18 protein-coding genes are annotated in these 17,337 nt (G+C 65.5%); 11 read left to right on the top strand and 7 right to left on the bottom strand.

Annotated elements, in window-relative coordinates; all coding sequences use genetic code 11:
• Window positions 1-25: 25 nt before the first annotated feature.
• On the top strand, window positions 26-184 hold the full coding sequence (locus EI171_RS44735) for a hypothetical protein (RefSeq protein WP_165448172.1): 159 nt from the start codon (window positions 26-28) through the stop codon (window positions 182-184).
• Between the two features lie 45 nt (window positions 185-229).
• Here the strand turns inward: EI171_RS44735 and EI171_RS13540 are convergent, their stop codons facing one another.
• From EI171_RS13540 to EI171_RS13550, 3 genes are read right to left on the bottom strand one after another with little or no spacing between them, the layout of a single operon-like run.
• Window positions 230-958 carry an aspartate/glutamate racemase family protein gene (locus EI171_RS13540; protein WP_161533577.1) on the bottom strand — a complete coding sequence of 243 codons (729 nt, stop codon included), beginning with the start codon at window positions 956-958 and terminating at the stop codon, window positions 230-232.
• 39 nt (window positions 959-997) lie between these two features.
• Window positions 998-1,138, bottom strand: coding sequence for a hypothetical protein (locus tag EI171_RS13545; protein ID WP_244647694.1), 141 nt, complete (start codon window positions 1,136-1,138; stop codon window positions 998-1,000).
• 34 nt (window positions 1,139-1,172) lie between these two features.
• Window positions 1,173-2,009: a transporter substrate-binding domain-containing protein gene (locus EI171_RS13550; protein ID WP_011089555.1), complete on the bottom strand. Its 837-nt coding sequence runs from the start codon at window positions 2,007-2,009 to the stop codon at window positions 1,173-1,175.
• A 113-nt stretch (window positions 2,010-2,122) separates the two neighbouring features.
• On the opposite strand from EI171_RS13550, the gene EI171_RS13555 reads away from it, so the two are divergent.
• The 8 genes from EI171_RS13555 (at window position 2,123) to EI171_RS13590 (ending at window position 9,977) form a co-directional block, all read left to right on the top strand.
• On the top strand, window positions 2,123-3,040 hold the full coding sequence (locus EI171_RS13555; protein ID WP_161533578.1) for an NAD(P)-dependent oxidoreductase: 918 nt from the start codon (window positions 2,123-2,125) through the stop codon (window positions 3,038-3,040).
• A 147-nt stretch (window positions 3,041-3,187) separates the two neighbouring features.
• The gene (locus tag EI171_RS13560) at window positions 3,188-4,849 is read left to right on the top strand and encodes a thiamine pyrophosphate-binding protein (protein ID WP_028174504.1); all 1,662 of its coding nucleotides are present in this window, start codon (window positions 3,188-3,190) and stop codon (window positions 4,847-4,849) included.
• 3 nt (window positions 4,850-4,852) lie between these two features.
• Window positions 4,853-6,118 (top strand): FAD-binding oxidoreductase, encoded by a 1,266-nt coding sequence (locus EI171_RS13565; RefSeq protein WP_110117211.1) that lies wholly within the window; start codon window positions 4,853-4,855, stop codon window positions 6,116-6,118.
• A gap of 9 nt (window positions 6,119-6,127) precedes the next feature.
• Window positions 6,128-6,871 carry an aspartate/glutamate racemase family protein gene (locus tag EI171_RS13570; RefSeq protein ID WP_161533579.1) on the top strand — a complete coding sequence of 248 codons (744 nt, stop codon included), beginning with the start codon at window positions 6,128-6,130 and terminating at the stop codon, window positions 6,869-6,871.
• 120 nt (window positions 6,872-6,991) lie between these two features.
• Entirely contained in the window at window positions 6,992-7,681 is a 690-nt protein-coding gene (locus EI171_RS13575; RefSeq protein WP_231166568.1) for a GntR family transcriptional regulator, read from the top strand.
• A gap of 325 nt (window positions 7,682-8,006) precedes the next feature.
• Window positions 8,007-8,549: a thiamine pyrophosphate-binding protein gene (locus EI171_RS13580; protein ID WP_161533581.1), complete on the top strand. Its 543-nt coding sequence runs from the start codon at window positions 8,007-8,009 to the stop codon at window positions 8,547-8,549.
• Window positions 8,549-9,139, top strand: a complete 591-nt coding sequence (locus tag EI171_RS13585; protein WP_161533582.1) for a thiamine pyrophosphate-dependent enzyme — start codon at window positions 8,549-8,551, stop codon at window positions 9,137-9,139. Before EI171_RS13580 ends, EI171_RS13585 begins: the two co-directional genes overlap by 1 nt.
• Before the next feature lie 58 nt (window positions 9,140-9,197).
• Complete coding sequence (locus EI171_RS13590; RefSeq protein WP_161533583.1) at window positions 9,198-9,977, top strand: SDR family NAD(P)-dependent oxidoreductase; 780 nt, start codon at window positions 9,198-9,200, stop codon at window positions 9,975-9,977.
• A gap of 194 nt (window positions 9,978-10,171) precedes the next feature.
• On the opposite strand, the gene EI171_RS13595 is transcribed toward EI171_RS13590, so the two are convergent.
• Genes EI171_RS13595 through EI171_RS13605 form a run of 3 tightly spaced genes read right to left on the bottom strand, consistent with a single transcriptional unit; the run spans window position 10,172 to window position 13,941 of the window.
• Window positions 10,172-10,966 (bottom strand): IclR family transcriptional regulator, encoded by a 795-nt coding sequence (locus tag EI171_RS13595; RefSeq protein WP_161533584.1) that lies wholly within the window; start codon window positions 10,964-10,966, stop codon window positions 10,172-10,174.
• 19 nt (window positions 10,967-10,985) lie between these two features.
• Window positions 10,986-12,719, bottom strand: coding sequence for an FAD-dependent oxidoreductase (locus EI171_RS13600; protein WP_161533585.1), 1,734 nt, complete (start codon window positions 12,717-12,719; stop codon window positions 10,986-10,988).
• A 7-nt stretch (window positions 12,720-12,726) separates the two neighbouring features.
• Entirely contained in the window at window positions 12,727-13,941 is a 1,215-nt protein-coding gene (locus tag EI171_RS13605; RefSeq protein ID WP_011089543.1) for an ABC transporter substrate-binding protein, read from the bottom strand.
• 113 nt (window positions 13,942-14,054) lie between these two features.
• Here EI171_RS13605 and EI171_RS13610 point away from each other — a divergent pair, with 113 nt between their 5' ends.
• Together EI171_RS13610 and EI171_RS13615 are read left to right on the top strand one after the other, a co-directional pair.
• Window positions 14,055-14,303 (top strand): hypothetical protein, encoded by a 249-nt coding sequence (locus tag EI171_RS13610; RefSeq protein ID WP_039185869.1) that lies wholly within the window; start codon window positions 14,055-14,057, stop codon window positions 14,301-14,303.
• A 27-nt stretch (window positions 14,304-14,330) separates the two neighbouring features.
• Window positions 14,331-15,629 (top strand): MFS transporter, encoded by a 1,299-nt coding sequence (locus tag EI171_RS13615; protein WP_161533586.1) that lies wholly within the window; start codon window positions 14,331-14,333, stop codon window positions 15,627-15,629.
• Between the two features lie 9 nt (window positions 15,630-15,638).
• On the opposite strand, the gene EI171_RS13620 is transcribed toward EI171_RS13615, so the two are convergent.
• Window positions 15,639-17,129, bottom strand: a complete 1,491-nt coding sequence (locus EI171_RS13620; RefSeq protein WP_246740537.1) for a hypothetical protein — start codon at window positions 17,127-17,129, stop codon at window positions 15,639-15,641.
• Window positions 17,130-17,337: the final 208 nt, after the last annotated feature.

A 17,337-nucleotide genomic window follows, 5' to 3' on the forward strand; every position in this document is an offset into this window, starting at 1 on the left:
CGCGCGGCCCGCTTCGGAGCTGGCGATGATTGCTGCACTGGCAAGAGCAATATCCCGCGCGACGGGAACCAATGTCGATGTCGAGACTCTGAAAGTCGTCGTCATATTCTCGGGAGCGGGCCTGCTGCTCTCACTCGTTGCCGCAATGATCTACGGACAGGCTGTCAACGCCGCCTTATTTTAGGCTCCTGCGCGTTCATCGCGCGCCTCGGCGCCCGTCCCGGCTGGTTCAGCGCAGGAACGGCACGGGATGGGCCGCGCGATGGAAGAAATTGATCAGCGTGTTGATGTCGAACACCGGCAGACCCGACACCTCGGCGACGTCCCGCGAGAATGGGCACATGTTGGTGCACTCGAACAGGATCGCGCCGGGATTTTTGCAGGACGCCATGAAGGCTTCCGTCATCTCGATCATCTCGGCGCGCAGCACGTCAGTGTCCAGCTCTTCGCGGCCGAGAATGTAGGTTGCGGGAAACTGCGCATCGGGCTTCATGCCCTGGATTTGAACGAGAATGTCGTCCGGCGACCAGCCGACGCCGCGGAAGTGCCCTTCGTTCACGTGGTGGCCGCGTTCGGTGAAGATGCCGATGACCTTGCCGGGCGGCAGCATGGCGTGGATCAGCGGCGCCTGGATCAGGCTCGAGGTGAAGACCGGGATGTTCACGGCAGCCGCGAGCTGCTTCTGGAACGGCGCGAGGAAGCCGCAACTCGTCGTGATCGCTTTGACGCCGTCTGCTTCCAATTCGCGGGCCGCGGCGATGAACGGCTCGAGCAGGGTCGGATCGGGTTGGTCGCCCATGATCCTTGTGGCGTGCGCGCCGCGCACGATCTTGTAGCGCACCGGGAAGTCGTAGGAGAGCGCGTTGCCGATGTCGCCGCGCGGGCGCGGGAAGCGGGTATCGAGCATCAGAATGCCGATCGTCTCGCCGTAATTCGTGAAGCCGCCGCGGAGTTTCATGGTTCGCCCCACCGATTCGGGATGGTCGTGGCCGGCAGTCTAGTGCGTTTCGTGAAACCGGCTGAGGAGGGACTTCCGCCGTTCGCTGCGCGGCTGGCGGATCATCTCCTCTGGCGTATCGATCCCGGCCATGACGCCATCATTCATGAAGCCGACGCGGGCCCGGTACGGCTTGAGCACCGCGAATCCCCAGACATACATCGCGGATTGGCGCTCAGAACTGCACTTCGCCGGGAATGTCGTCCGCGCCGAGACCTACGGCTTCAAAACCCTTCAACATCCATTCGCGGGTCTGGCCCAGCGAGCGGTTGTAGTCGGCCCAGGCGCTGAGGAAGTCCTTGTAGCGCCGGTCGCTTTCGGCGCGGATGCCCATATTGGTCGGCAGCGTAAGCAGCGGACGTGGCACCGCGAGCTCACCGAGCGTCGGGTTCTTCTTCAAGGTCGCGACCGAAAGCACCGCCAGCGAAATGTTGCAGTCCGCGCGTCCGGTTGCGACGGCGAGGATCGCCTCGTTGCGCTCCTTGAAGCCGAGGATCGTCGCCTTCGGGCAATAGCGGCGCGCGATCGTCTCGTGGGTCGAGCCGATGTCGACGGCGATCTTGACCTCGGGCTTGTTCAGCTCGGCCCAGGTTTGCGGCTTGGCAAAACCCTTCTTGGTGATGACGGTGAAGGAGTGCACCAGGATAGGCGTGGAAAAGTCGATGACCAGCGAGCGCTCCGGCGTCGGGTTCACGGCGAAGGCAAGGTCGATCTTCTCGGCCTGGAGATCCAGGATCTGGTTGCCCCAGGTCGATTCCAGCGTCTCGACCTTGGCACCGAGCTTGCCGGCGATGTCGTTCGCCATGTCGATGCAGGCGCCCGACCATTGATTGGTGGTGAGGTCCTTGTGGAAGTAAGGATCCTGGCCGGCGATGACGGCGATCCGCAGCACGCCGCTCTTCTTGATCCGTTCGAGCGTCGAGCCCGGCGCGGTGTCGGCCTTGGCCGAACCGGTTGCGGCGATCGCGGCTCCGGCGAGGGCGACAGTGGTGAGTGCATCCCTGCGATTCATGGCAGTTCTCCTGGGCAGTCGCTTCTGGACATTCGAACCCGGCGTCTGGACTATTTCTGTATTCAGATTAAAATGCAATACGGTATTTTAAACTGGACAGGAAAGACAGGCCCGTGCGCGCTCTCTTCGTCGATGCCAATGACACCCTTGCCGCGGTGACCGAGAAACTGCTGCGCGGGGACAGCCTTCCGGTCGGCATCAACCGCAACCCCGCGATCACTGCCGACGACCTGCCACGCCTTCTTGACGGTGTTGAGATCATGATCGTCGACCATACCGCGGTGCCGACGGCGATTGCCCCGAAATGTCCTGCCCTGAAGCACGTCGTCTTCCTCGGCACCGGCGCGCGCAGCTACATGAATCCGGAGGAGCTGGGCCAGCGCGGCATCTCGGTTCACACCATCAAGGGCTATGGCGACACCGCCGTCGCCGAATGCGCGATCGCCCTGATGTGGGCCTCTGCAAAGAGCTTCGGAGAGATGGATCGCGGCATGCGCGAGGGCAATTGGCTGCGTCGCGACGCGCTGCAGCTCACCGGCAAGACGCTCGGCCTGATCGGCTTCGGCGGCATCGCGGCGGAAGCCGCGCGCATGGCGCTTGGCTGCGGCATGAAGGTGATCGCCTGGAACAGATCGCCGAAGACGCATCCCGGCGTCGAATTCGTCCCGCTGGAGAAGCTCCTCGCGGACAGCCACGTCGTCTCGCTGCATCTGCTCCTCAACGACGAGACCAAGGGTTTCCTGTCGCGCGAGCGCATCGGGATGATGCGCCCCGGCGCCATCCTGATCAACACCGCGCGCGGCGCCGTGGTCGACGAGGACGCGATGTGCGATGCGCTGCGTTCGGGCCACATCGCCCATGCCGGCCTCGACGTCTTCACCGTCGAGCCGCTGCCCCCGGGCCATCCGCTGACCAAACTGCCGAACGTGACGCTCTCGGCGCATTCGGCGTTCCGCACGCCGGAGGCGAGCGACAACCTGATCGGCGCGGCGCTGGATCATTGCCGCCGCATCATCGCGAATGGGCGGTAGTGCAAACAGCAGGGGCGGGCATGACGCCTGCGCAGGGAGCGGGAAGCCTTTCGATCTTGCGCCTCCTGTTGGCCTGTCCTACGCCACCCGCGAACGACATTTTCGCGAGGCGCCCGAGCGCGTCGCCAAAGCCTGCAGGGAGCTGTCATGACCATTCGTAACACCCGCACCGGGGGCCAGATCCTGATCGATCAGCTCGTCGCCCAAGGCGTCGAGCGCGTCACCTGCGTGCCGGGCGAGAGCTATCTGGCGGCGCTGGACGCGCTGCATGACAGCCCGATCGACGTGATGATCTGCCGCGCCGAGGGCGGCGCTGCGATGATGGCGGAGGCCTATGGCAAGCTCACGGGGCGTCCGGGCGTCTGCTTCGTCACCCGCGGCCCCGGCGCGACCAATGCCAGCCACGGCGTCCACATCGCGATGCAGGATTCGACGCCGATGATCCTGTTCGTCGGCCAAGTCGATACCGGCATGCGCGAGCGCGAGGCGTTCCAGGAGCTCGACTACAAGGCCGTGTTCGGCACCATGGCGAAATGGGCGGTCGAGATCGATCGTCCCGACCGCATCCCGGAGCTGGTCGCGCGCGCCTTCCGGGTCGCGATGCAGGGCCGTCCGGGCCCCGTGGTGATCTCGCTGCCGGAGAACATGCTGACCGAGACCGCCGCCGTCGCCGATGCCATGCGCATCGAGCCGGCGGTGAGCTGGCCCGCGCCCGCGGACATTGAGCGTGTCAGCGCCATGCTCGCGAGCGCCAAGGCGCCGCTCGTCATTCTCGGCGGCTCGCGCTGGACCGATGAGGCGACCAGGAGCATTGCGCGCTTTGCCGAGCGGTTCGACCTGCCGGTGGCGACCTCGTTCCGCCGGGCCTCGCTGATCGACGCCGACCATTCGCATTATGCCGGCGATCTCGGCATCGGGCCGAGCCCGGGCCTGAAGGCGCGCATCGACGGCGCCGATGTCGTTCTGCTCATCGGCGGCCGCATGTCGGAGATGCCGTCCTCGTCCTACACGCTGCTCGACATTCCGACCCCGCAGCAGAAGCTGATCCACGTGCATCCGGGCTCGGAAGAGCTCGGCCGCGTCTATCAGCCGGCGCTCGCGATCCAGGCGACGCCCGCCGCGTTCGCCGCGGCGGTCGAGACGTTGAAGCCCTCCGGGGCGGTTGCCTGGAAGGGCGAGGCCGCCAAGGCGCATGCCGATTATCTCGCCTGGACCGAGAAGGCGCGCGAGCTGCCGGGCACGTTCCAGTACGGCCAGGTCATGACCTGGCTGCGCGACCGGCTGCCGAAGGACGCGATCGTCTGCAACGGCGCCGGCAATTATGCCGGCTGGATCCATCGCCATCACCGCTTCCACAGCTTTGCCTCCCAGCTCGCCCCGACCTCGGGCTCGATGGGGTACGGCGTGCCAGCGGCGGTGCTGGCAAAGCGCCAATATCCGGATCGCACCGTCGTCGCCTTTGCCGGCGACGGCTGCTTCCTGATGAACGGCCAGGAGTTTGCGACCGCCGTGCAGTACGACGCGCCGCTCGTCGTCATCGTCGTCGACAATTCGCAATACGGCACCATCCGCATGCACCAGGAGCGCGACTATCCCGGCCGCGTCGTCGGCACCCAGCTCAAGAACCCGGACTTTGCGATGTACGCCAAGGCGTTCGGCGGCCACGGCGAGCGCGTCGAGCGCACCGAGGAGTTCGCGCCGGCGTTCGAGCGCGCGCTGGCTTCGGGCAAGCCGTCGATCCTCCACTGCATCATCGATCCGCGCGCGATCTCGGTCGGCAAGGATTTTGTGCCGTCGGTGAAGGCGTAAGCGATGTCCGAAGGCCGCCACGTCGCCATCATCGGAGCCGGCGCGGTCGGTGTGATCAGCGCCATCGAGGCGCTGCGCGAGGGCCATCGCGTCACGCTGATCGATCCCGGCGAGCCCGGTGGCGAACAGGCGGCGAGCTACGGCAACGCCGGCTGGCTCTCCTCGCATTCGGTGATTCCGCCGGCCGAACCTGGCATCTGGAAGAAGGTGCCGTTCTATCTGATGGACCCGCTCGGCCCGCTCGCGATCCGCTGGTCGTATTTGCCGAAGGCGCTGCCCTGGCTGATCAAGTACCTGCTCTCGGGCTGGACCGAGGCGCGCGTGGAAAAGACCGCCTTCGCGCTCCGCGATCTCCTGAAGGATGCGCCGCTGCTGCACCGGAAGCTCGCGGAAGAAGCCGGTGTCCCCGAATTGGTCGAGCGCAACGGCGTGATGCATGTCTTCCCGTCGCGCGGCAACTTTGACCACGATCTCGGCTGGCGGCTGCGCAAGCGTGTCGGGGTCGAGTGGCTGGAGCTCAATGCCGACGAGATGCGTCAGCGCGAGCCGGACCTGCATCCGCGCTACAGCTTTGGCGTGGTGGTGGAAGAAGCCGGCCGCTGCCGCGATCCCGGCGCTTACGTTGCAGCACTGGCCAATCACGCGTTGGCAAGCGGCGCCAAGCTCGTGCGCGCCAAGGCGACGGGGCTGAAGCTTTCCGGCAACAAGCTCGTCGCTGTCGTCACCGAGACTGGTGAGATTGCTTGCGATGCTGCGGTGGTCGCCGCCGGCGCCAGATCGAAGCAGCTCACCGCGTCCGTGGGCGATTCATTGCCGCTCGAGACCGAGCGCGGCTATCACGTCATGATCGAGAACCCGGAATCCGGTCCGCGCAGCTCGATGATGGCGTCCGACGCGAAAATGGTCGTGAACTGGACCAACAAGGGCCTGCGCGCCGCCGGCACCGTCGAGATCGCCGGCCTCGAGGCCGCGCCGAACTGGAAGCGCGCCGAGATCTTGCGCGACCATCTCTTCAGCATGTTCCCGAAACTTCCGAGGGACATTCCGGCCTCGCGCATCAAGACCTGGTTCGGTCATCGTCCGAGCATGCCGGACGGACTGCCCTGCATCGGCCACGCGCGCGCCTCGCGCGACATCGTCTATGCCTTCGGCCATGGCCATGTCGGCCTGGTCGGCTCGGCCCGCACCGGGCGTCTCGTCGCCCAGCTTCTGAGCGGCAAGCAGCCCGAGATTCCGCTCGCGCCGTTTTCGCCCACTCGCTTCCTCTGAGGTCGCACCATGACCACTCCTGCCAACTCATCCTCCCGCATCGCCCGTGGCGGCAAGGCCATCTATGGCGCGCCGCTCGGTATCCTGATGTTGGAAGCGCGCTTTCCGCGCATTCCCGGCGACATGGGCAACGGCACGACCTGGCCGTTCCCCGTGCTCTATCGCGTGGTGAACGGCGCCTCGCCGGAGAAGGTGGTGCTGAACGGTGCGGCCGGCCTGCTGCCTGATTTCATCGACGCGGCCAAGGACCTGGTGCGGCTTGGTGCGGAGGCCATCACCACCAATTGCGGCTTCCTCTCGCTGTTCCAGAAGGAGATCGCGGCGGCCGTCGGCGTCCCGGTTGCGACCTCGTCGCTGATGCAGGTGCCGTGGGTGCAGGCGACCTTGCCGCCCGGCAAGCGCGTCGGCCTCGTCACGGTGTCGGGCTCGACGTTGACGCCGGCGCATCTCGAAGGTGTCGGCGTGCCGCTCGACACGCCGCTGGTCGGCACCGAGAACGGCAAGGAATTTTTCCGCGTCCTGATCAAGGCCGAGAAGGACGACATGGACGTCGACTTGGCCGAGCGCGACGTGGTCGAGGCGGGCAAGCTGCTGGTCGCGAAGAACCCCGACGTCGGCGCCATCGTGCTCGAATGCACCAACATGCCGCCTTATGCGGCGGCGTTGCAGGCCGAGGTCGGGCTGCCGGTCTATGATATCTATTCCATGATCACCTGGTTTCATGCTGGACTGCGCCCGCGCGTCTTCGCCTGATTCCGGGTGTCGTAAAGCTCTGAACAAACGCTGCTAAGCTGTCCTTTGCATTGCAATCGTCTTCACAGCCCCGGTATATTGGGCTGTGTTCGGGCATGAATGCAGCTTAAGAAGAGCAACGTGGAACTGGCTTCCGATAGCATCGTCGATCGCGTCTATGAGCAGCTCAAGGCGATGGCCGTGAGCTACGAGTTCAAGCCGGGCGAACGGCTCAACGAAGGCGAGCTGGCAAAACGCCTCGGCGTCAGCCGCACGCCGCTGCGCGAGGCGCTCAACCGTCTCAACACCGAAGGTTTCCTGCGCTTCACGCCGGGCAAGGGCTTCTTCTGCCGCGAGCTCGACGCACACGAGATCTTCGATCTCTACGAGCTGCGCAAGTCGATCGAGGTCGCTTCGGTGCGTCTCGCCATCAAGCGCGCCAAGGACGAGGATATCGACGCGCTCCTGAAATTCCTCGAGGCGACCGGTCCCGATCCCGGCGAGCGCTCCTCGGTGGAGCTGGTCGAGCTGGATGAGACCTTTCACGAACGGCTGATGGCGATGTCGAACAACGCCGAGATGCTGCGCGTGCTGCGCAACGTCAACGCCCGCATCCGCTTCGTGCGCTGGATCGACATGGACCGCGTCAACCGCTCCAACACGCAAGCCGAGCACCGCGCCGTCGTCGAAGGGTTGAAGGCGCGCAATGAGGAGGCCTGCGTCTCCGTGCTGGAGAAGCACATCGACCGCCGCCTCGACCGCATCACGTCCGCGATCAAGGAAGGCTACGCGCAAATTTACATGCCGGCCGCGAGGTCGGCGGCGAATTGAGCAGCAAGCCTCGATGATGGTGCCCTCCCTTCTCCCCTTGTGGGAGAAGGTGGCGCGAAGCGCCGGATGAGGGGTATCTCTCCGGGAATTACAAACGCGCATGAGTGCGCGGAGACAAACCCCTCACCCAAGTGAGCTCGCGTCAACCTGCGGTGATGCCCTCTCCCACAGGGGGAGAGGGCGCAGCAATGCGCATCGCGCTCGTATTAGATTCATCCGAAAGAGCGTCAGCTATACAATCCGTCGATACCAGATCGTGCCAGACGGTCAGAGCTTTCGCGCGCGAACATCGCTAGCGTTCATCCGAGACTCACGGAGACAAGCGGTGCACAGCCCTCAACCTCATCTCGAAACGCGGATCAGTGACGATTGGCCGTCCGAGCTCTATCGCGTCCTGAAGGCCGCCGACGTCAGGCAGATGTCATACGTCCCCGATGCCGGCCACAGCCAGCTCATCCGCATGTTCTCGGCCGACCGCGACGTCACCACCAACGTGCTGACGACGGAAGAGGAGGGCGTCGCGATCGCGGCCGGCGCCTGGCTCGGCGGCCAGCGCAGCGTGCTGCTGATGCAGTCGAGCGGGGTCGGCAATTGCATCAACATGCTCTCGCTCTCGGCGATCGGCCGCTTTCCGCTGCTGATGCTGGTGACGATGCGCGGAGAGTGGGCCGAGTTCAATCCCTGGCAGGTGCCGATGAGCCGGGCCACGCAGCCCTCGCTGGAGGCGATCGGCCTGAAGGTGATGCGGGCGGAGACGGCGGAAGATCTGGTCGAGACGGTCGAATCGGCGGCATCGCTCGCCTACGATGCCGATCAGCAAATCGCAGTGCTGATCGGGCAGCGCCTGATCGGCAAGAAGAAGTGGTGATGTCAATGCAAGCTCAACTCGATCGCCGTGCCGCCGTCGCTGCGCTTCTCAGGAACCGCAAGGACTCGCTGGTCGTCGCCGGTCTCGGCTCCCCGACCTATGATCTTCATTCCGTCGGCGACCACGATGGCAATTTTTATCTCTGGGGCGCGATGGGCGGCGCCGCGCTGATCGGGCTTGGACTGGCGCAGGCGCAGCCCGGAAAGCGCGTTCTCGCTTTGACCGGGGACGGTGAGCAATTGATGGGGCTCGGCGGTCTCGCCACCATCGGCGTCGCGCGCCCGCGCAATCTCGACATCGTCGTGATCGACAACCAGCATTTCGGCGAGACTGGGATGCAGGCGAGCCACACCGGGCGCGGCGTCGATCTCACGTCCATCGCCATGGCCTGCGGCTTTGCCGCGACCGGAACCGCGCGGACGATTGCCGAGGTGGAACGTCTCGCGGCGCAGATCGCCTCCCCGGGCGAGGGGCCGCGACTCTTCGTCATCAAGGTTCTGGCGGAAAATCCGCCGCGCTCGCTGCCTTCACGCGATGCCGTCTTTATCAAGAACCGGTTCCGTGCTCATCTTGGATTTGCGGCGGCCTGAGCCGGGTATCTCACCCGGCGATAGCCTGCTGCCTAAGCAGCTACTCTGGAGTGAGACCATGAAACTATCCGGCAAGGTCGCCGCCATCACCGGCGCCGCACGCGGCATCGGCAAGGCCTGCGCGAAGAGGTTCCTCGACGACGGCGTCAAGGTCGTGATCTCGGACGTCGATGCCGAGGGACTTGCCGCGACGGCGGCCGAGCTTGGACGGCCGGATGCCTTGCGCACCGTCGTCGGCAATGTCGCCAAGCGCACTGATGTGGATCAGCTCGTGACCACCGCCGTGAAGGAGTTCGGCCGGCTCGACATCATGGTCAACAATGCCGGCGTCGCCCGCAACCGGGACATCCTCGAGATCTCCGAGGAGGAATTCGACGAAATCATCGGCATCAATCTGAAAGGCGCCTTCTTCGGCGTGCAGGCGGCTGCAAGGCAGATGATCGCGCAGGGCGGCGGCGGGGTCATCATCAACATGTCCTCGGTGAACGCGCTGCTGGCGATCCCTGCGCTTGCGACCTACGCGATGTCGAAGGGCGGCATGAAGCAGCTGACCTCGGTCGCGGCCGTCGCGCTCGCCCCGCACAACATTCGTGTCGTAGCGGTCGGGCCGGGCACGATCCTGACCGACATGGTGGCATCCGCGATCTACACGTCCGAGGATGCGCGCAAGACCGTGCTGTCGCGTACACCGATCGGCCGCGGCGGCGAGCCGAGCGAAGTGGCCTCTGTTGTTGCGTTCCTGGCGAGCGACGATGCGTCCTACATCACGGGGCAGACGATCTATCCCGATGGCGGCCGGTTGATCCTGAACTACACGGTGCCGGTGAAGGAGAAGTAGGGGGCGCGCGGCATCGCGAGCGGAGGACGAAGCAGTCGGCGATGTCTTCGATGTCGTCCTGGCGAAAGCCAGGACCCATTACCCCAGAAAGATATTTGGCGAAAACTCGACGTTCGGTACGACGACCAACCGCGCTCGATAGATCACGCGGTATGGGTCCTGGCTTTCGCCAGGACGACTCGGAGAACTATCGCTCACTCCGCCGCAACCGTCATCCCGTAGCCAAGCCGCTTCGAAATCCCGCCGGCGCAGTCGCGCAAGGCATGCGCGATCGGGCTGTCCCAGCGGGCATCGAACGTGCCTTCCGGCCCCATCGCGGTGATGACCAGCGCGACATGGCCGGCGTGATCGAACACTGGTGCCGAGAACGCATTGACGCCGGGCAGGGGATCGCCCAGCGCGCGGGCGAGGCCGTGCTTGCGGACCTCAGTGAGCATGTCGGCGACCTTCGCGCCTTTCACCGCCCGCTTCGGATTGTAACCGACGCCGTGACGGTCGAGGCCGCTTTCGAGCGCGGCATTGACGGTCTTCTCCGGCAGGAAGGCCGCAAAGGCGCGGCCGGTTGCGGTCTCCAGCAGCGCCATCACCGAGCCGGCCCGCATCACGATGTGCACGGGCTGACCCGGCTCTTCGAGCTGCACCACGGTCGGACCATGCGTGCCCCAGACGGCCAGCGAGACCGCATGGCCGATCTGGCTCGCAAGCGCCGCGATCTTTGGTCCGGCGATCCGCACGCCGGAGAGGCGGCGCAGGCTGATGAGGCCGAGCTCCAGCGCCAGCGCGCCGATATCGTAGCGGCCGGTGGTCTCGTCCTGCTCGATCAGTCCGATGCGCGAGAAACTGGCGAGATAGGGATGCGCCTTGGCCGGCGTCATGCCGGCCTCGCGTGCGAGATCGCGCAGCATCATCGGCTCGCCGCTGCGGGCGAGGGCGCGGAGCAGTTCTCCGCCGACCTCGATCGACTGGATGCCGCGGCTTTCTCTCTTCATGCGCCTCCTGGCGTTCCGCTTACGCCGCGTTGCGCTTGGCGGCGCTGTCGGCAAGATGACGGCCGGCAATGTAGCCGAAGGTCAGCGCCGGCCCAAGCGTGATGCCGGCGCCGGGATAATTGCCCCCCATGATGCTCGCCATGTCGTTGCCGGCGGCATAGAGGCCGGGGATGACCCGGCCTTCGGCGTCCAGCGCCCGCGCGTTCTCATCGGTGATGATGCCGGCATAGGTGCCGAGGTCGCCGATCACCATCTTGATGGCGTAGAACGGACCGTTCTCGATCGGCGCGACGCACGGATTGGGGCCGTGCAGCGCATCGCCCTGGTAGCGGTTGTAGGCCTTCGAGCCCTTGCCGAAGGCGGCGTCATGTCCCAGCGGCGCGGTCGTATTGAACTGCCTGACCGTCTCGGCGAAGGCCGTGGCGTCGATGCCGGCTTTCGCCGCAAGCGCCTCCAGCGTGTCGCTGCGCATGAGATAGCCGGTACTGAGGTGATGACCCAACGGCATCGGGAAGGGCGGCACGCAGCCGAGTCCGTATTTCCGCAGCGTCTTGTGATCGCAGACGAGGTACGCCGCGATCTCCTCGCCGGGCTTGGCCGCCTTGACCATGGCCTGGACGAAGTCGTGGTAGGAATTGCCTTCATTGGCAAACCGCCTGCCGTCGCGCATCACCGCGATCACGCCGGGCTTGGCGCGGTCGATGAAATGCGGCATCACGCCCTTCGAGCCGTCCTTGCGCGTGGTGAGCGACACCGGCACCCAGGCCGCGGCATTCGGCAGACGGTCCTCGACATGTCCGCCGGCGCTTTCCGCAAGGCGCAAGCCGTCGCCGGTGTTGCCGGTGGGACCCGGCGAAAAATGCTCGTTGCCGGTCGGCGCATGCGGAAACATCTTCTTGCGCCGTTCGACATCGTGCGGGAAGCCGCCGCAGGCGAGCACGACGCCCTGCCTTGCGCGAACACGCACCTTGCGTCCCTCGCGCGACACGATCGCGCCGGTGACAGCTCCGTTCTCGACCGTCAGCTCGCGCACCGGAGAAGACAGCCACATCGGAATCTTGAGATCGAGCGCGGATTTCGCCAGCCGTCCCGCCAGCGCATTGCCGTTGGTCAGCGTCATGCCGCGGCCGTAGCGCAGCACGTCCATCAGATGCCGCGACAGGCGCTTTGCGACATACACCGCCGAAGTCAGCGATTTCGTCACCCGCATGAAATGGATGATCTCCTTGCCGGAGCCGAGCATCATGCCGAATACGGTCAGCTCCGGCAGCGGCATGCCGAGCGTCCTGATCTGCTCGCCGAGTTCGCGGCCGTCGAACGGGCGCGTCACCATGGAGCGGCCGCCCTGCGCGCCGCCCGGTGCTTCGGCGTGATAGTCCGGGAACACCAGCGGCATGTCGAAGCGCAGGGCTGTTTTGGTGGTGAAGAAATCCACCGCCTCGGGGCCGGCGCTCAGGAATGCATCGATGCGCGCGCCATCGAAATTGTTGCCGGCCTCGTGTCGCAGGTATGTGCGGGCCTGCTCCGGCGTCTCCTCGATGCCGTAGGCCTTCGCCAGCGAGGTGCCGGGGATCCAGAGCCAGCCTCCGGAGCGGGCAGTGGTGCCACCGAAACGCGGCTCCTTCTCGACGATCAGCACGTCGAGGCCGCGATAGCGCGCGGTGATCGCGGCCGACATGCCGGAGGCGCCCGATCCGGCCACGAGCACATCGCACTCGTAAGTCTCAGTTGCGCTATGCTCGTTGCCGGTCATGCGTGCCTCATTTCTTCAGCAGCGGACATTTGGACTCGGAGACCGGACGGAAGGCGTCCTCGCCCTTCACCGTCTTGATGATCTCGAGGTAATCCCAGGGCTCCTTGGACTGCTCGGGCGACTTCACCTTGGCCAGATACATGTCGCGGATGACGCGGCCGTCCTCGCGCAACTTGCCGCCATGGACGAAGATATCCTCGATCGGCAGCTCGCGCATCTTGGCCATCACCTTGGCGGGGTCGTCGGTGCCGGCCGCCTTGATGCCTTTCAGGTAATGCAACACCGAGCCGTAGACGCCGGTGTGGATCATGGTCGGCATGACCTTGGTGCGCTCGTAGAACTTCTTCGACCAGGCGCGGGTTGCCTCGTCCATGTTCCAGTACGCGGCCGTGGTCATGTAGGTGCCCTGCGCGGCCTTGAGGCCGATCGCATGCACGTCGGTGTCGAACATCAGGAGGCCGACGAGCTTCTGGCCGCCCTGGACCAGGCCGAACTCGCCGGACTGCTTGATGGCGTTGTCGGTGTCCTGGCCGGCGTTGGCGAAGGCGACGACGTCGGATTTCGAGCTCTGTGCCTGGAGGGCGAAGGACGAGAAGTCCGCGGTGTTGGTCGGGTGCTTCACGCCACCAAGCACCTTGCCGCCCATCTCGTTGATGAAGCGCGTGGCGTCCTTCTCGAGCTGCTGGCCGAAGGCATAGTCCGCGGTGATGAAGTACCAGGATTTTCCGCCCTCCTTGATCACGGCGGAGGCGGTCACCTTCGACAGGGCGTAGGTGTCGTAGGTGAAATGCACGGTGTTCGGGCTGCACAGCTCGTCGGTCAGCGAGCTCGCGCCGGGGCCGGAGAGCAGGGCGATCTTGTTGCGCTCGCGCACCATGTTGTGCACGGCGATCGCGATGCCGGAATTGGGGATGTCGACGACGGCGTCGACCTTGCCGTTGTCGAACCAGCCGCGCACGATCTGGACGCCGACGTCGGTCTTCATCTGATGGTCGGCGCTGATGATCTCGATCGGCTTGCCGAGCACGGTGGGGCCGAATTCCTCGACCGCCATTTTCGCGGCTTCGACCGACCCCGGCCCGCTGTTGTCGCGGCCCCAGCTTGACAGGTCCGTCAGCACGCCGATCCGCACGGCGTCGTCGGAGACCTGCGCGGTCGCGGTTGACGTCATGGCAGCCGAAGTCATGGCCGCGAGCATGGCGCAGGCCAAAAACCCTCTCATCGTCGTTCCCTCTCTTTTTGTGGGCCGCTTGGCGCGGCCGATTATCATGGCGACAAGTTAGATATTAGCGAATGAATTTGTCAATGGCGAATTAAAGCCCGGAAGGTTCCTCCGTGCTGGCGGACGACGGGAAGCGCAACTGCTTCAACACCCGTCATTGCGAGCGCAGCGAAGCAATCCAGACTCTTTCCGTGGAGGCAGTCTGGATTGCTTCGTCGCATCAGCGCAAAATTGCCACGCAATTTTGTCGCGAGCTCCTCGCAATGACGGCGTTGATGCAGTTGTGCGCCACCATTCCCGCTGTGGTCATCGCCAGCAGCAACACCCCCGCAGGTTGCAACCGCCACCGCGATTGGCCATGATGCCGCCGGGAATCTTTGGGGCATGGAATGACGGCAGCAACGGGGGTCTCCGGCGCGACGGAGCGATCGACGACGGCGCATGTGGTGTGGGCGAGCGCGCTCGGCACCGCGATCGAGTGGTACGACTTCCTGATCTACGGCACGGCGGCGGCGCTGGTGCTGAACAAGCTGTTCTTTCCGAGCTTCGATCCCTTTGTCGGCACGCTGGTGGCATTCTCGACCTATGCGGTCGGCTTCGTGGCGCGGCCGATCGGCGGCGCGATCATCGGGCATTATGGCGATCGGCTCGGCCGCAAGACAATGCTGGTCGCGACCATGATCGCGATGGGGCTCGGCACCTTCCTGATCGGCTGCCTGCCGACCTACAGCCAGATCGGCGTGTGGGCGCCGATCCTGCTCATCATCCTTCGCTTCGTCCAGGGCATCGGGCTCGGCGGCGAATGGAGCGGCGCGGTCGTCATGGTGATCGAGCATGCCGGCAATCGCCGCGGCTTCTACGGCAGCCTGGTGCAGATCGGCTTTCCTGTCGGCGTTGCCGCATCCACCGGCATCTTCGCCCTGATGACGAAGCTGCCTGAGGCCGACTTCCTGAGCTGGGGCTGGCGCGTGCCGTTCCTGATCAGCATTGTGCTCGTCGGTGTCGGTTTCGTCGTGCGGCTGAAGCTTGCGGAGACACCGCACTTCAAGGAGGTGGTCGAGCGCAAGGAGGTGCTGGCGCAGCCGGTCTGGGAAGTGCTGCGCCGCGACTGGCGCAGCTTCCTGCTGGCGATCGGCATCACGGTCTCGGAAGTCGGGCTCGCCTACCTCCTCACCGTCTTCACTGTGGTCTACGCCACGACAAAGCTCGGCCTGCCGCGCCAGGTGATCCTGGATGCGGTGGTCTATGCGGCGATCGTCGAATTCGCCACATTGCCGCTTGCAGGCTGGTTGTCCGATATCTTCGGCCGCAAGGCACTGTATCTCGCCGGCGGCGTGTTCTCGGTGGCGCTGGCGTTTCCGCTGTTCTGGTTCCTCGACACCAGGGACCCGGCGCTGATCACGCTCGCGCTCGTGGTCACGATGACGCTGACGCATGCGCTGCTGTTCGGGCCGAAGGCCGCGTTCATGCCGGAACTGTTCCGCACCCAGGTGCGCTACAGCGGCGCGTCGCTTGGTGCCAACGTCGCGGCCGCGCTCAGCGGCGGCTTCTCGCCGTTGATCGCAACCGCGCTGCTCGCGTGGGCCGGCTCCTATTGGGCGGTGTCGGTCTACATCATCGCGCTGTCGATCATCACGATCGTCGCGACGCTGATGGCGCCGGAGACGGCGCGCGACGCGCTCAAATAGTGAGCGCCGTCATCGGCAGGCGGAATTCGCGGCGCCCGGAATGGCGAGGAAAGTGATGGTTTCGGGTGCAAGGTGCACCGGGCCGGCCGCGGTCGTGCGCCCGGCGAGGTGCGGCAGCCCATCTCCGTCGGTCAGCGCCAGCGTCTTGCCGTTCAGTTGCACGGTTGCGCCCTTCAGCCCTGCGGCCTGCAAGGTGTAGCGCTCGGCGGGTAGCGGCATCATGATCGTGCGCGCTGTGCTGCGCGAGATATTGATCGCGAGCACGGTCACGGCGCCGCGCTTCGACGGATGACAGTGCGCGTAGACATGGAGGCCGGACGCCATCGCGGCGCCTGCGTCGAGTACCGTCGTACCCATCAACCGACGCCAGAGCAGCGCGCCCCAATAATTCGGCCGCGGGCGGAACGTCTTCTCGTCCAGCAGTCCGTAATCGCTCGCGGCCAGCGTGTTGTGCATCACCACTTGAACGCCAGCCCTGGCCAGGCGTCCGAGCTGGTCGAGATAGCGGAACGTATCGAGGAAAGTCTTGTCCCAGCGGTTGCCGCCGCAGGCGGCGTCGGCGGTTTCCGTCAACCAGATCGGCTTGCCCGGCGCGAATTCGTCGCGCAGCGACTTGTAGGTCGACAGCGCGGCATCGGTGTGGGCGAGCCATTCTTCGGACAGCGCGCGTGCCGGCTCATCTCGGCCGCCGCAGCGCGGCGAGATCGTGTTGTAGTGATGATAGGAGAAGCGATCGACACCGGCGCCCGAGGCGGCGAGCAGGTCGCGCGTGCGGAGGCCGGACGCGCCGGCGGAAGCTGAGTCGCCGACCGAGCCTGGTCCGACGATCAGCGTCTGCGGCGCGGCGCGTAGCATCCACTCGTGAAAGATCCCGACATCGCGAACATAAGCCTTCGCATCGTATCCAGGCGGCGCACCGCTCGTGGCCGCGAGCGTCGGCTCGTTCATGAATTCGACTGCGGCGATGTGGCCGCCCAGCGAACGCGTGTAGTCGATCAGGCGTTGCGCCTGATCCGGTCTCCAGAGGCCACCCGCATCGCGGCTGCCCGGGCTGACGGCAAGGGAGGTGACGATCTCCGCACCAGTCGCACGCGCAAAGTCGACGACGCCGCGCCACTGCGCGCGGCCCAGCACCGCGTTGAATCCCGGTGGCGGCGCGGCCGGCGCGCTCTCGGTGTCGGCGAAGAACGTCGCATTGGCCCAGGTGCCGCTCACGCGCAGATAAGCGGGCGACAACGCCACCGCGAGCCCGCGCAGACGCGTGTTGCCGAGATCGATTGGAGGCCTGTAGCTGTAGCGATCCTTGTCAGCCCACGCGCGCATCGCTTGCGGATAAGGCTTCCAGAACCGCCCGCCGGTCACCTCCACCATCTCGATGTTGTAGGACTGAAAGCGGGGATCGATCGTACCGATCGCTCGCAGCCCCGCAGGCGCGATCGACACCGTGCCGGCGTGCGCGGCGCACGATGTCCCGGCTGCGAGCAGCGCAAGCCCTGTCACCCGTGCTGCGTCAAGAAGCCCGCCGCGTGGCATTCGCCGTCTTGTATGCACGTCCTGACGCCTTCTTATGCGTGCTGCCAAAAGCAAATGCAGCCGCCCGAACCATTAGCCCCGCCGCGTTCGAAGCGGCGCAGCCCTGGGCAAAGTTCTGGCCATAGCTGGCGTTGCGCGAGCAGAGCTGGCGCATGTCAAGGCGTGAGTAGCCATG

It is taken from the genome of Bradyrhizobium sp. LCT2 (genome assembly GCF_009931255.1).
Classification (GTDB): domain Bacteria; phylum Pseudomonadota; class Alphaproteobacteria; order Rhizobiales; family Xanthobacteraceae; genus Bradyrhizobium; species Bradyrhizobium diazoefficiens.

Coding starts and splice junctions, on each gene's coding strand:
- EI171_RS13565 (WP_110117211.1), top strand. CDS start 4,853: ATGTCCGAAGGCCGCCACGTCGCCATCATCGGAGCCGGCGCGGTCGGT.
- EI171_RS44735 (WP_165448172.1), top strand. CDS start 26: ATGATTGCTGCACTGGCAAGAGCAATATCCCGCGCGACGGGAACCAAT.
- EI171_RS13595 (WP_161533584.1), bottom strand. CDS start 10,966: ATGAAGAGAGAAAGCCGCGGCATCCAGTCGATCGAGGTCGGCGGAGAA.
- EI171_RS13615 (WP_161533586.1), top strand. CDS start 14,331: ATGACGGCAGCAACGGGGGTCTCCGGCGCGACGGAGCGATCGACGACG.
- EI171_RS13570 (WP_161533579.1), top strand. CDS start 6,128: ATGACCACTCCTGCCAACTCATCCTCCCGCATCGCCCGTGGCGGCAAG.
- EI171_RS13560 (WP_028174504.1), top strand. CDS start 3,188: ATGACCATTCGTAACACCCGCACCGGGGGCCAGATCCTGATCGATCAG.
- EI171_RS13605 (WP_011089543.1), bottom strand. CDS start 13,941: ATGAGAGGGTTTTTGGCCTGCGCCATGCTCGCGGCCATGACTTCGGCT.
- EI171_RS13550 (WP_011089555.1), bottom strand. CDS start 2,009: ATGAATCGCAGGGATGCACTCACCACTGTCGCCCTCGCCGGAGCCGCG.
- EI171_RS13585 (WP_161533582.1), top strand. CDS start 8,549: ATGTCAATGCAAGCTCAACTCGATCGCCGTGCCGCCGTCGCTGCGCTT.
- EI171_RS13540 (WP_161533577.1), bottom strand. CDS start 958: ATGAAACTCCGCGGCGGCTTCACGAATTACGGCGAGACGATCGGCATT.
- EI171_RS13600 (WP_161533585.1), bottom strand. CDS start 12,719: ATGACCGGCAACGAGCATAGCGCAACTGAGACTTACGAGTGCGATGTG.
- EI171_RS13590 (WP_161533583.1), top strand. CDS start 9,198: ATGAAACTATCCGGCAAGGTCGCCGCCATCACCGGCGCCGCACGCGGC.